This window comes from Enterobacter kobei (genome assembly GCF_001729765.1).
GTDB classification, from domain to species: Bacteria; Pseudomonadota; Gammaproteobacteria; order Enterobacterales; family Enterobacteriaceae; genus Enterobacter; species Enterobacter kobei.
Map to the genome: position 1 here is coordinate 262,774 of NZ_CP017181.1, position 12,944 is coordinate 275,717.

Sequence of the window (12,944 nt, forward strand, 5' to 3'; positions counted from 1 at the left end):
ATTTATTCACTGTTGCACCTGGAACTTGTGGATAAAATCACTGTCTGATAAAAGAGTGAATGCTAATCTCGTGGCTCAAACGCTTTGGCATGGTTGTTGCCTGACGGGGACAACCTGGACCAGAAGAAACATTGAGAGGAATGAATGACCAAAGAAATGCAAACTTTAGCTTTAGCCCCTGTTGGTAACCTGGAATCTTACATCCGGGCTGCGAACACCTGGCCGATGTTAACGGCCGAGGAAGAAAAGGAGCTTGCTGAAAAGCTGCATTACCAGGGCGATCTGGAAGCAGCGAAAAAGCTGATCCTGTCTCACCTGCGCTTTGTTGTTCACATTGCTCGTAATTACGCGGGCTATGGCCTGCCGCAGGCGGACTTGATTCAGGAAGGTAACATCGGTCTGATGAAGGCTGTACGTCGCTTTAACCCGGAAGTGGGTGTGCGACTGGTCTCCTTCGCCGTACACTGGATCAAAGCAGAAATTCATGAATACGTGCTGCGCAACTGGCGTATCGTGAAAGTCGCCACGACAAAAGCGCAACGTAAACTGTTCTTCAACCTGCGTAAAACCAAGCAGCGTCTGGGCTGGTTCAATCAGGATGAAGTGGAAATGGTGGCGCGCGAGCTGGGTGTATCCAGCAAAGATGTGCGTGAGATGGAATCCCGTATGGCCGCGCAGGACATGACGTTTGATATGTCCTCCGACGACGACGGCTCTGACAGCCAGCCAATGGCCCCGGTTCTGTATCTGCAGGATAAAACCTCCAACTTTGCTGACGGCATTGAAGAGGATAACTGGGAAGATCAGGCCGCGAATAAGCTCACCCATGCGATGGAAGGCCTCGACGAACGTAGTCAGGATATTATCCGTGCCCGCTGGCTGGACGAAGACAACAAGTCCACGCTGCAGGAACTGGCCGACCGCTACGGCGTCTCCGCTGAACGTGTGCGTCAGCTTGAAAAGAACGCCATGAAAAAACTTCGCGCCGCTATCGAAGCGTAATTTCTGCGAAGTACACTGAGAACCCCTGGATGAGAGTCCGGGGGTTTTGTTTTTTTAGCGCCCGCTCTGGCGAATTCCTCCCCCCTGGCAAACACTTACTGATGCGCTAAGCAGGCGATTTTCTCAGGGGGACAGGGTGAAAAATAACGAACTGAACGACCGGCGTTTGCAGGCGACGCCGCGCGGTATCGGCGTCATGTGTAATTTCTATGCCGATAAAGCCGAAAATGCCACGGTGTGGGACGTAGAAGGCAACGAGTATATCGACTTCGCCGCCGGCATTGCGGTGCTGAATACCGGCCATCGCCATCCCAAAGTCATTTCCGCTATTGAAAAACAACTCCACGCCTTTACCCATACGGCGTACCAGATTGTGCCGTATGAAGGCTATGTGGCGCTGGCCGAGCGTATCAACCAGCGCGTGCCCATTGATGGCCCGGCCAAAACGGCCTTTTTCTCGACGGGCGCAGAAGCGGTTGAAAACGCGGTTAAAATAGCCCGCGCCTATACCCGACGTCCTGGCCTCATCACTTTCGGCGGCGCGTTCCACGGCCGTACTTTTATGACCATGGCGCTGACTGGCAAAGTTGCGCCGTACAAACTGGGCTTTGGTCCGTTCCCTGGCTCGGTGTATCACGCGCAGTATCCAAACGATCTGCACGGCGTCAGCACGAATGAGGCGTTAAAAAGCCTGGAACGCATCTTTAAAGCGGATATCGCACCGGATCAGGTCGCGGCCATTATTCTCGAACCGGTTCAGGGGGAGGGCGGTTTCAATATCGCGCCTGCCGATTTTATGCAGGCGCTGCGTGCCCTCTGTGATACCCACGGTATTTTGCTGATTGCCGACGAGGTACAAAGTGGTTTCGCCCGTACAGGCAAACTGTTCTCGATGGAACACCACTGCGTGAAGCCGGATCTGATCACTATGGCGAAAAGCCTCGCGGGTGGGATGCCGCTCTCTGCGGTATCGGGCCGTGCCGACGTGATGGACGCACCTGCGCCGGGCGGGCTGGGCGGTACTTACGCGGGGAACCCGCTGGCGATTGCCGCTGCGCATGCGGTGCTGGACGTGATTGATGAGGAGGATCTCTGTACACGTTCTGCGCATCTTGGTCATCACCTGGTAGAGGTGCTGAACAAAGCGAAGGAACACTGTCCGTATATCGCCGACATTCGCGCGCAAGGATCGATGGTGGCGGTAGAGTTTAATGACCCGCAAACGGGCCAGCCTTCGCCGGAATTCACCCGCCTGGTACAGGAACGCGCGCTGCAGGACGGTCTGCTTCTGCTGAGCTGCGGCGTTTACGGCAACGTTATTCGTTTCCTTTATCCGCTGACAATCCCCGAAGTGCAGTTCCGTCAAGCGCTGGACATTATCTCCGCCTCGCTGACACGTTAAAGCCGCGCGCCCGGTGAAATCTTTGCCGGGCTTATCATATATTCATTTCAAATTAGCTATTCCAAAATCATAAAAATGGGGTATGTTTTAGCAGAGTATGCTGAAAAAGCGCGAACAGCACACCAATAACTGAAATAAATCGCTGCACAACAACATCACAACAATCGTAATAACCATAATAATGGGGAATCTCAGGATGAACATGAAGGGTAAAGCGTTACTGGCAGGATGTATTGCGTTGGCATTCAGCACCATGGCACAGGCAGACATTAAGGTGGCTGTGGTTGGCGCAATGTCCGGTCCGGTAGCACAGTACGGCGACCAGGAATTTACGGGCGCTGAACAGGCGGTTGCAGACATTAATGCTAAGGGCGGTATTAAAGGCGAAAAACTGCAGATCGTAAAATATGATGATGCCTGTGACCCGAAACAAGCGGTAGCGGTTGCGAACAAAGTGGTGAACGACGGGATCAAATACGTTATCGGTCACCTGTGCTCTTCCTCAACTCAGCCTGCGTCTGACATCTACGAAGACGAAGGGATTCTGATGATCACCCCGGCGGCGACCGCACCGGAGCTGACCGCGCGCGGCTACAAACTGACCCTGCGCACCACGGGCCTGGACTCTGACCAGGGTCCAACGGCGGCGAAATACATTCTGGATAAAGTGAAGCCGAAGCGTATCGCGATTGTTCATGACAAACAGCAGTACGGTGAAGGTCTGGCGCGTGCGGTGCAGGATGGTCTGAAGAAAGGCAACGCCAATGTGGTCTTCTTCGATGGGATCACTGCCGGTGAGAAAGACTTCTCCACGCTGGTGGCGCGCCTGAAAAAAGAGAATATCGATTTCGTTTACTACGGCGGTTACCACCCGGAGATGGGCCAGATCCTGCGCCAGGCGCGTGCAGCCGGTCTGAAAACCCAGTTTATGGGGCCTGAAGGCGTAGCGAACGTTTCCCTGTCTAACATCGCAGGTGAATCCGCTGAAGGCCTGCTGGTGACCAAGCCGAAGAACTACGACCAGGTCCCTGCGAACAAACCTATCGTAGATGCCATCAAGGCGAAGAAACAGGATCCAAGCGGCGCGTTCGTCTGGACCACCTACGCGGCGCTTCAGTCTCTGCAGGCGGGTCTGAACCAGTCAGCCGATCCGGCTGAGATTGCGACCTGGCTGAAAGCGAACACCGTCGAAACCGTGATGGGACCACTGTCCTGGGATGAGAAGGGTGACCTGAAAGGCTTTGAGTTCGGCGTGTTTGACTGGCATGCCAACGGTACGGCGACAGACGCCAAATAATTTTCCCGTCGCCTTTCGCGCCGCAGGTGCGTTGGCTGCGTTATTCAACCCCGGTCACTTACTTATGTAAGCTCCCGGGGATTTCATAACTTGCCGCCTTCCTGCAACACGAAATGCTTGGGAAAATACGGTGGAGAATATAGGCCGGGTAAGGCGCAGCCGCCACCCGGCTTTCTTTTAGCGCTTCTCCCACCCGCTCTCCTGCGCCGTAAACCCTAACGCCTGCATAAACGCCGCCATCACGCCGCGGTCTTCTACACCTACGTCAGCCATCCACCATGAGGTCACGTTCGGGTTTTCGCGGATCACTTCTTCAATTAAATACTGCCCCACGCCGCGACGCCGGGTGACGTCACGTACACGCAGTGAGTCCAGCGCCCCTTCTGTACCGCTCAGGGTCACGCGAACCGCAGCCAGCAGGCGTTCGTTGAAACGCGCGGCATAAATGCGGTGAGTCTCGTCGACGCGTAGCGACGAAGGGGAATATTCCGGCCAGATCTTGCCCAGGTCGATATGATCCTGGTCGCTAAAGGTCACCAGACGCACGATAGTCAGTTTCATTAGCTACATGTCCAAATCAAATTGAGTAGGGGCAGTGTACTCAATTTATTCACTCAGCGGCTTCCTCTTTTTATTCTCATTAACCAGGTGATTAGTTTTTTGGTAACGCGCTGGGCAGTTTGAAAACACATGGATCGAAAAATAAGCAGAATTTTAACCTGAATGGTAGTGATTTATTCGGCGCTTTGTACCGTTATTTTATGCTGCAAACTGCACTTTTATTTGTTTATCTCTGCATGATTTCAGAATATTATCTTTGCTTAATCGCCTGAAAAATAGAGATTTTAGTCTGGTTTTTGGCAAAAAACTGCGCTAAACCATTAAAGGCACTGGTAAAAATAGCGTTGTGCATTAAAAGTACAGAATGCTTTTTAACCATAATAAAACAAAATATAAACACGACATCACGAATGGGGATTCTGAGATGAAAAGGAACGCGAAAACATTTATCGCGGGAATGGTTGCACTGGCGATCTCGCATGCAGCCATGGCGGAAGAGATCAAAGTTGCGGTCGTGGGCGCAATGTCCGGCCCTGTTGCCCAGTGGGGTGATATGGAGTTCAACGGCGCGCGCCAGGCCATCAAAGACATCAACGCCAAAGGCGGCATCAAAGGCGACAAGCTGGTGGGCGTGGAATATGACGACGCCTGCGATCCGAAACAGGCCGTCGCGGTCGCCAACAAAATCGTCAACGATGGCATCCAGTATGTGATTGGCCACCTGTGCTCATCGTCCACCCAGCCTGCGTCTGATATCTACGAAGACGAAGGAATTCTGATGATCACCCCCGGCGCCACTAACCCAGAACTGACCCAGCGCGGCTATCAGCACATTATGCGTACCGCCGGTCTCGATTCTTCCCAGGGACCCACCGCCGCCAAATTTATCCTCGAAACCGTAAAGCCAAAGCGCATTGCCATCATTCATGACAAGCAGCAGTACGGCGAAGGCCTGGCGCGTTCCGTTCAGGACGGCCTGAAAAAAGGTGGCGCGAACATCGTCTTCTTCGACGGCATCACTGCCGGTGAGAAAGACTTCTCCGCGCTGATTGCTCGTCTGCAAAAAGAGAACATCGACTTCGTTTACTACGGCGGCTACTACCCTGAAATGGGGCAGATGCTGCGTCAGGCACGCGCCACCGGTCTGAAAACCCAGTTTATGGGACCAGAGGGCGTGGGTAATGCCTCCCTGTCGAACATCGCGGGCGATTCTGCCGAAGGCATGCTGGTTACGATGCCAAAACGCTATGACCAGGATCCGGCGAACAAGGCTATCGTTGATGCGCTTAAGGCGCAGAAAAAGGACCCGAGTGGTCCGTATGTCTGGATCACCTACGCGGCCGTACAGTCTCTGGCGACGGCTCTGGAGCGTACCGGCAGCAAAGAGCCGTTGGATCTGGTGAAAGATTTAAAAGCACACGGGGCGAACACCGTGATTGGGCCGCTGAACTGGGATGAGAAAGGCGATCTGAAGGGATTTGAGTTTGGTGTCTTTAAGTGGCACGCCGACGGGTCTTCCTCGGCCGCCAAATAATTATCCCGCCGCCCGGACCGCCGGGCGGGAATAAAAAGGTTTGCATATGTCCGAGCAGTTTCTCTATTTCCTGCAGCAGATGTTTAACGGCGTCACGCTGGGAAGCACCTACGCGCTGATTGCCATCGGCTATACGATGGTTTACGGCATTATCGGCATGATCAACTTCGCCCACGGCGAGGTGTACATGATCGGTAGCTACATCTCCTTTATGATCATCGCCGCCCTGATGATGATGGGCATCGACAGCAGCTGGCTGCTGGTTGCCGCCGGGTTTGTCGGCGCCATTGTGATCGCCAGCGCCTATGGCTGGAGCATCGAGCGCGTGGCCTATCGGCCGGTGCGCAGCTCCAAGCGTCTGATTGCGCTCATCTCCGCCATCGGTATGTCGATCTTCCTGCAAAACTACGTCAGCCTGACCGAAGGGTCGCGCGACGTGGCGCTGCCAAGCCTGTTTAACGGCCAGTGGATCGTGGGGGCCAGCGAAAACTTCTCTGCCTCTATCACCACCATGCAGCTCGTCATCTGGGTCGTGACCTTTATTGCAATGCTCGCCCTGACGCTGTTCATCCGTTATTCCCGCATGGGGCGCGCCTGCCGTGCCTGCGCGGAAGACCTGAAGATGGCGAGCCTGCTTGGCATCAATACTGACCGCGTGATTGCCCTGACCTTCGTGATCGGTGCCGCGATGGCGGCAGTGGCGGGCGTGCTGCTCGGCCAGTTCTACGGCGTGATCAACCCGTACATCGGCTTTATGGCCGGAATGAAAGCCTTCACCGCGGCAGTACTTGGCGGTATCGGCAGTATTCCTGGCGCGATGATCGGTGGCCTGATCCTGGGCGTGGCGGAAGCGCTCTCCTCGGCGTACCTGAGCACCGAATATAAAGACGTGGTGTCGTTTGCCCTGCTGATTCTGGTTCTGCTGGTCATGCCTACCGGTATTCTGGGCCGTCCGGAGGTAGAGAAAGTATGAAACCGATGCATTTTGCAATGGCGCTGCTCTCTGCCGCCATGTTCTTCGTGCTGGCGGGCGTCTTTATGGGCGTCCAGCTGGAGCTGAGCGGCACCAAACTGGTGGTGGATACCGCACCTGATATCCGCTGGCAGTGGGTGTTTATTGGCACGGCGGTGGTGTTCCTGTTCCAGCTGCTGCGTCCGCTGTTCCAGAAGACGCTGAAAGGTGTCTCCGGGCCGAAATTTGTTCTTCCGGCTATCGACGGTTCCACCGTGAAGCAAAAGCTGTTCCTCGTGGCGCTGCTGGTGGCGGCCGTGGCGTGGCCATTCGTGGTCTCGCGCGGCACGGTGGATATCGCTACCCTGACCATGATTTACGTGATTTTGGGTCTCGGTCTGAACGTGGTGGTGGGGCTCTCTGGCCTGCTGGTGCTGGGCTACGGTGGTTTTTACGCCATCGGTGCCTACACCTTCGCGCTGCTGAACCATTATTACGGCCTCGGCTTCTGGACCTGTCTGCCGCTGGCGGGCCTGGTTTCTGCCGCTGCGGGCTTCCTGCTTGGCTTCCCGGTGCTGCGCCTGCGCGGTGACTACCTGGCGATTGTGACCTTAGGCTTTGGCGAAATCGTCCGTATCCTGCTGCTGAATAACACCGAAATCACCGGTGGTCCGAACGGCATCAGCCAGATCCCGAAACCGACCTTCTTCGGGCTGGAGTTCAGCCGTACCGCCCGCGAAGGCGGCTGGGATACCTTCAGCAACTTCTTTGGCGTGAAGTATGACCCGTCCGACCGCGTGATTTGGCTCTACCTGGTTGCGCTGCTGCTGGTGGTGGTGACCCTTTTCGTGATTAACCGTCTGCTGCGCATGCCGCTGGGCCGCGCGTGGGAAGCGCTGCGTGAAGATGAGATCGCCTGCCGCTCCCTGGGCCTGAACCCGACCCGCATCAAGCTGACCGCGTTTACCATCAGCGCCGCGTTTGCCGGTTTCGCCGGGACGCTGTTTGCCGCGCGTCAGGGCTTCGTCAGCCCGGAATCGTTCACGTTTGCCGAATCGGCCTTTGTGCTGGCGATTGTGGTGCTCGGCGGGATGGGCTCGCAGTTTGCCGTCATTCTCGCGGCCATCCTGCTGGTGGTCTCGCGCGAGCTGATGCGTGACTTTAACGAATACAGCATGCTGATGCTGGGTGGTTTGATGGTGCTGATGATGATCTGGCGTCCGCAGGGCCTGCTGCCGATGACCCGTCCACAGCTGAAGCTGAAGAACGGGAAAGCGAAAGGAGAGCAGGCATGAGTCAGCCATTATTATCCGTTAACGGTCTGATGATGCGTTTTGGCGGCCTGCTGGCGGTCAACAACGTGAATCTGGATCTGCATAAGAAAGAGATCGTCTCCCTGATTGGCCCCAACGGCGCGGGAAAAACCACGGTGTTTAACTGCCTGACCGGTTTCTACAAGCCGACGGGCGGCACCATCATGCTGCGCGATAAGCACCTGGAAGGGCTGCCGGGCCAGCAAATTGCCCGCATGGGCGTGGTGCGTACCTTCCAGCACGTGCGCCTGTTCCGCGAGATGACGGTGATTGAGAACCTGCTGGTGGCACAGCATCAGCAGCTCAAAACCGGGCTGTTCTCCGGTCTGTTGAAGACTCCGGCCTTCCGCCGCGCCCAGGAGGAGGCCCTCGACCGCGCCGCCACCTGGCTCGACCGCATCGGCTTGCTGCAGCACGCCAACCGTCAGGCGAGCAACCTGGCCTACGGCGATCAGCGTCGTCTGGAGATTGTGCGCTGCATGGTGACGCAGCCGGAGATCCTGATGCTCGACGAACCGGCGGCGGGCCTCAACCCGAAAGAGACCAAAGAGCTGGACGAGCTGATTGCCGAGCTGCGCGATCACCACGACACCACCATCCTGCTGATTGAGCACGACATGAAGCTGGTGATGGGTATTTCGGACCGTATTTACGTGGTCAACCAGGGCACGCCGCTGGCAAACGGCACGCCGGAAGAGATCCGCAACAATCCGGACGTGATCCGCGCGTACCTTGGTGAGGCATAAGATGGAAAAAGCGATGTTAACGTTCGACAAGGTCAATGCGCACTACGGCAAGATCCAGGCGCTGCACGACGTCAGCCTGCACATCAATCAGGGTGAAATCGTCACCCTGATTGGCGCCAACGGCGCGGGCAAAACCACGCTGCTCGGTACCCTGTGCGGCGACCCGCGGGCTACCAGCGGGCGGATTGTGTTTGATGGCAAAGACATTACCGACTGGCAGACTGCAAAAATCATGCGTGAAGCGGTGGCGATTGTTCCGGAAGGGCGTCGCGTCTTCTCGCGCATGACGGTGGAAGAGAACCTGGCGATGGGCGGCTTCTTCGCTCACCGCGATGAATACCAGACCCGCATCAAGTGGGTATACGAACTCTTCCCGCGCCTGTGGGAGCGCCGTATTCAGCGTGCGGGCACCATGTCCGGCGGTGAGCAGCAGATGCTGGCGATTGGCCGCGCGCTGATGAGCCAGCCACGCCTGCTGCTGCTGGACGAACCGTCGCTCGGTCTGGCGCCGATCATCATCCAGCAGATCTTCGACACCATCGAGCAGCTGCGTAAAGAGGGGATGACCATCTTCCTCGTCGAGCAGAACGCCAACCAGGCGCTGAAGCTCGCCGACCGTGGCTACGTGCTGGAAAACGGCCGCGTGGTGCTTGAAGATACCGGCGATGCGCTGCTGGCGAACGAAGCGGTGCGGAGCGCGTACCTCGGAGGCTAAGCCGTCTGTGTTGCCCGGTGGCGCTTACGCTTACCGGGCCTACATGCCTTTCTCCCTCTCCCTGTAGGAGAGGGCCGGGGTGAGGGCATCAGACCGCACTCAATCACCCAACCCCCCAACACCCTTCACACAACCATCATCCCCCTGACGCTTTGCTGTCACTTATCTGTAAACAAACAGTTATTTTTCTGTCATTCGAGCATGTCATGTTACCTCGCGAGCATAAAACGCGTGATATCGCGCATCCGGCACAATAAGAGAGATGACAATGACATCGTTACGACACACAGCTTTGGGTCTGGCACTGGGTCTGGCTTTTGCGACGAACGCAATGGCTGTCACCACCATTCCATTCTGGCATTCCATGGAAGGGGAGTTGGGTAAAGAAGTTGACTCCCTGGCGCAGCGTTTCAACGACACCCACCCGGATTACAAGATTGTGCCGGTGTACAAAGGCAACTACGAGCAGAGCCTGAGCGCGGGCATCGCCGCCTTCCGTACCGGTAACGCCCCTGCACTGTTACAGGTTTATGAAGTGGGTACCGCGACCATGATGGCCTCGAAAGCCATCAAGCCGGTCTATGAAGTCTTCAAAGAGGCGGGCATCAACTTCGACGAGTCGCAGTTCGTGCCAACCGTGGCGGGCTACTACACCGATTCCAAAACCGGTCACCTGCTGTCTCAGCCGTTTAACAGCTCCACGCCGGTCCTGTACTACAACAAAGATGCCTTCAGGAAAGCCGGTTTAGATCCGGAGCAGCCGCCAAAAACCTGGCAAGACCTGGCGGAATACACCGCTAAGCTGAAAGCGGCGGGCATGAAGTGCGGCTACGCCAGCGGCTGGCAGGGCTGGATCCAGATTGAAAACTTCAGCGCCTGGCACGGCCTGCCGGTTGCCACCAAAAACAACGGCTTCGACGGCATTGACGCGGTACTGGAGTTCAACAAGCCGGAGCAGGTGAAGCACATTGCGCTGCTGGAAGCGCTCAACAAAAAGGGCGATTTCAGCTACTTCGGCCGTAAAGACGAATCCACTGAAAAGTTCTACAACGGTGACTGCGCCATTACCACCGCGTCTTCCGGTTCGCTGGCAGATATCCGTCACTACGCCAAATTCAACTACGGCGTGGGCATGATGCCGTACGACGCTGACGTGAAGGGCGCGCCGCAGAACGCCATCATCGGCGGGGCCAGCCTGTGGGTGATGCAGGGCAAAGACAAGGGCACCTACAAAGGTGTGGCCGAGTTCCTCGACTTCCTGGCGAAGCCAGAGATTGCCGCTGAGTGGCACCAGAAAACCGGCTACCTGCCGATCACCAAAGCCGCCTATGACCTGACCCGCGAGCAGGGCTTCTACAGCAAAAACCCGGGCGCGGATATCGCGACGCGTCAGATGCTGAACAAGCCGCCGTTGCCGTTCACCAAAGGTCTGCGTCTGGGCAACATGCCGCAGATCCGCACCATCGTGGATGAAGAGCTGGAAAGCGTGTGGACCGGGAAGAAAACGCCTCAACAGGCGCTGGATTCAGCGGTAGAACGCGGGAATCAGCTGCTGCGCCGTTTTGAGCAGTCGACCAAATCGTAATCTGTGATTCGCCCGGTGGCGCTACGCTTACCGGGCCTACGACGTGCCACATGTAGGCCGGGTAAGGCGTAGCCGCCACCCGGCATTGTTCAGGAACCCAATCTCAATGTCATCATCCCGTCCGGTGTTCCGCTCCCGCTGGCTGCCCTATCTTCTGGTCGCGCCGCAGCTGGTCATCACCGTTATCTTCTTTATCTGGCCTGCGGGCGAAGCGCTGTGGTACTCGGTACAAAGCGTCGACCCGTTCGGGCTGTCCAGCCAGTTTGTTGGCCTGGACAACTTCACCGCGCTGTTCCACGACAGCTACTATCTGGACTCCTTCTGGACGACGATGAAATTCAGCGCGCTGGTCACCGTCAGCGGTCTGGTCGCTTCGCTGTTCTTTGCCGCGCTGGTGGATTACGTGGTGCGCGGCAGCCGCCTGTATCAGACCCTGATGCTGCTGCCTTACGCCGTCGCGCCCGCCGTTGCGGCCGTGCTGTGGATCTTCCTGTTTAACCCGGGGCGCGGGCTGATTACCCATTTCCTGGCCGAATTGGGTTACGACTGGAACCACGCCCAGAACAGCGGTCAGGCGATGTTCCTGGTGGTGTTCGCCTCGGTGTGGAAGCAGATCAGCTATAACTTCCTGTTCTTCTTTGCCGCACTGCAGTCCATCCCGCGTTCGCTGGTGGAAGCCGCGGCGATTGACGGCGCAGGGCCGGTTCGCCGCTTCTTCAGATTATCGCTGCCGCTGATCGCCCCGGTGAGCTTCTTCCTGCTGGTGGTTAACCTCGTGTACGCCTTCTTCGACACTTTCCCGGTGATCGACGCGGCGACCGCAGGCGGCCCGGTGCAGGCGACCACGACGCTTATCTATAAGATCTACCGCGAAGGCTTTGCGGGGCTTGATCTCTCGGCCTCCGCCGCGCAGTCGGTGGTGCTGATGTTCCTCGTCATCATCCTCACGGTGGTGCAGTTCCGCTATGTTGAAAGTAAGGTGCGCTACCAATGATTGAGAACCGTCGCGGGCTGACGATTTTCAGCCATACCATGCTGATTTTAGGGATTATCGTCATCCTCTTCCCGCTGTACGTGGCGTTTGTCGCCGCTACGCTGGACACCAAAGCGGTGTTCGACACGCCGATGACGCTGATCCCAGGCACACATCTTTTCGAGAACATGAAGACCATCTGGACCCAGGGCGTGGGCGTCAACAGCGCGCCGTTCTGGCTGATGATGCTCAACAGCTTCATCATGGCGTTTGGCATTACGGTCGGCAAAATTACGGTGTCGATGCTTTCTGCCTTCGCCATCGTCTGGTTCCGCTTTCCGCTGCGTAACCTCTTCTTCTGGATGATCTTCATTACCCTGATGCTGCCGGTGGAAGTGCGTATCTTCCCGACGGTGGAGGTGATCGCCAACCTGAAGATGCTCGACAGCTACGGGGGCTTAACGCTGCCGCTGATGGCCTCGGCGACCGCCACCTTCCTGTTCCGCCAGTTCTTTATGACTCTGCCGGACGAGCTGATTGAAGCGGCGCGCATCGACGGCGCGTCGCCGATGCGCTTCTTCCGCGACATCGTGCTGCCGCTGTCGAAAACCAACCTTGCGGCGCTGTTTGTGATCACCTTTATCTACGGCTGGAACCAGTACCTGTGGCCGCTGCTGATTATTCAGGACGTCAACCTCGGCACCGCCGTGGCGGGCATCAAAGGCATGATCGCCACCGGCGAAGGCACCACCCTCTGGAACCAGGTGATGGCGGCGATGCTGCTCACCCTTATCCCACCCGTAGTCATTGTTTTAGCCATGCAGCGTGCGTTTGTCCGCGGCCTGGTCGATAGCGAGAAATAAG

Annotated in this window: 12 protein-coding genes; 11 read left to right on the forward strand and 1 reads right to left on the reverse strand. The window is 56.8% G+C overall.

All coding sequences use genetic code 11. The features are described 5' to 3' along the window. Nucleotides 1-144 precede the first annotated feature (144 nt). The 3 genes from rpoH to livJ all read left to right on the forward strand — a co-directional run bounded on the left by rpoH (nt 145) and on the right by livJ (nt 3,701). Nucleotides 145-1,002 (forward strand): RNA polymerase sigma factor RpoH, encoded by an 858-nt coding sequence (rpoH, locus tag BFV64_RS01250; RefSeq protein WP_014882115.1) that lies wholly within the window; start codon nt 145-147, stop codon nt 1,000-1,002. A gap of 136 nt (nt 1,003-1,138) precedes the next feature. After that, the gene (locus BFV64_RS01255) at nt 1,139-2,404 is read left to right on the forward strand and encodes a 4-aminobutyrate--2-oxoglutarate transaminase (RefSeq protein ID WP_045281836.1); all 1,266 of its coding nucleotides are present in this window, start codon (nt 1,139-1,141) and stop codon (nt 2,402-2,404) included. Between the two features lie 196 nt (nt 2,405-2,600). Continuing rightward, nucleotides 2,601-3,701, forward strand: a complete 1,101-nt coding sequence (gene livJ / locus BFV64_RS01260; RefSeq protein ID WP_014882117.1) for a branched chain amino acid ABC transporter substrate-binding protein LivJ — start codon at nt 2,601-2,603, stop codon at nt 3,699-3,701. A 177-nt stretch (nt 3,702-3,878) separates the two neighbouring features. Here the strand turns inward: livJ and panM are convergent, their stop codons facing one another. Continuing rightward, nucleotides 3,879-4,262 (reverse strand): aspartate 1-decarboxylase autocleavage activator PanM, encoded by a 384-nt coding sequence (panM, locus tag BFV64_RS01265; protein ID WP_014882118.1) that lies wholly within the window; start codon nt 4,260-4,262, stop codon nt 3,879-3,881. Between the two features lie 424 nt (nt 4,263-4,686). Here panM and livK point away from each other — a divergent pair, with 424 nt between their 5' ends. From livK to ugpE, 8 genes are all read left to right on the forward strand, one after another. Continuing rightward, nucleotides 4,687-5,796, forward strand: a complete 1,110-nt coding sequence (livK, locus tag BFV64_RS01280; RefSeq protein ID WP_014882120.1) for a high-affinity branched-chain amino acid ABC transporter substrate-binding protein LivK — start codon at nt 4,687-4,689, stop codon at nt 5,794-5,796. A gap of 46 nt (nt 5,797-5,842) precedes the next feature. Further along, a complete protein-coding gene (gene livH / locus BFV64_RS01285; RefSeq protein WP_014882121.1) occupies nt 5,843-6,769 on the forward strand; it encodes a high-affinity branched-chain amino acid ABC transporter permease LivH in 927 nt (308 codons plus the stop codon). Continuing rightward, nucleotides 6,766-8,043, forward strand: a complete 1,278-nt coding sequence (gene livM / locus BFV64_RS01290; RefSeq protein ID WP_014882122.1) for a branched chain amino acid ABC transporter permease LivM — start codon at nt 6,766-6,768, stop codon at nt 8,041-8,043. Before livH ends, livM begins: the two co-directional genes overlap by 4 nt. Further along, nucleotides 8,040-8,807 carry a high-affinity branched-chain amino acid ABC transporter ATP-binding protein LivG gene (gene livG, locus BFV64_RS01295; protein WP_014882123.1) on the forward strand — a complete coding sequence of 256 codons (768 nt, stop codon included), beginning with the start codon at nt 8,040-8,042 and terminating at the stop codon, nt 8,805-8,807. The genes livM and livG overlap by 4 nt, the downstream gene beginning before the upstream one ends. 1 nt (nt 8,808) lies before the next feature. Further along, complete coding sequence (gene livF / locus BFV64_RS01300; protein ID WP_006812273.1) at nt 8,809-9,522, forward strand: high-affinity branched-chain amino acid ABC transporter ATP-binding protein LivF; 714 nt, start codon at nt 8,809-8,811, stop codon at nt 9,520-9,522. Between the two features lie 268 nt (nt 9,523-9,790). Beyond that, complete coding sequence (gene ugpB, locus BFV64_RS01305) at nt 9,791-11,107, forward strand: sn-glycerol-3-phosphate ABC transporter substrate-binding protein UgpB (protein ID WP_045281835.1); 1,317 nt, start codon at nt 9,791-9,793, stop codon at nt 11,105-11,107. Between the two features lie 106 nt (nt 11,108-11,213). Next, nucleotides 11,214-12,101 (forward strand): sn-glycerol-3-phosphate ABC transporter permease UgpA, encoded by an 888-nt coding sequence (gene ugpA, locus BFV64_RS01310; protein ID WP_023331792.1) that lies wholly within the window; start codon nt 11,214-11,216, stop codon nt 12,099-12,101. After that, nucleotides 12,098-12,943 carry a sn-glycerol-3-phosphate ABC transporter permease UgpE gene (ugpE, locus tag BFV64_RS01315; RefSeq protein WP_045268814.1) on the forward strand — a complete coding sequence of 282 codons (846 nt, stop codon included), beginning with the start codon at nt 12,098-12,100 and terminating at the stop codon, nt 12,941-12,943. Before ugpA ends, ugpE begins: the two co-directional genes overlap by 4 nt. The last annotated feature ends 1 nt before the right edge of the window (nt 12,944 follow it).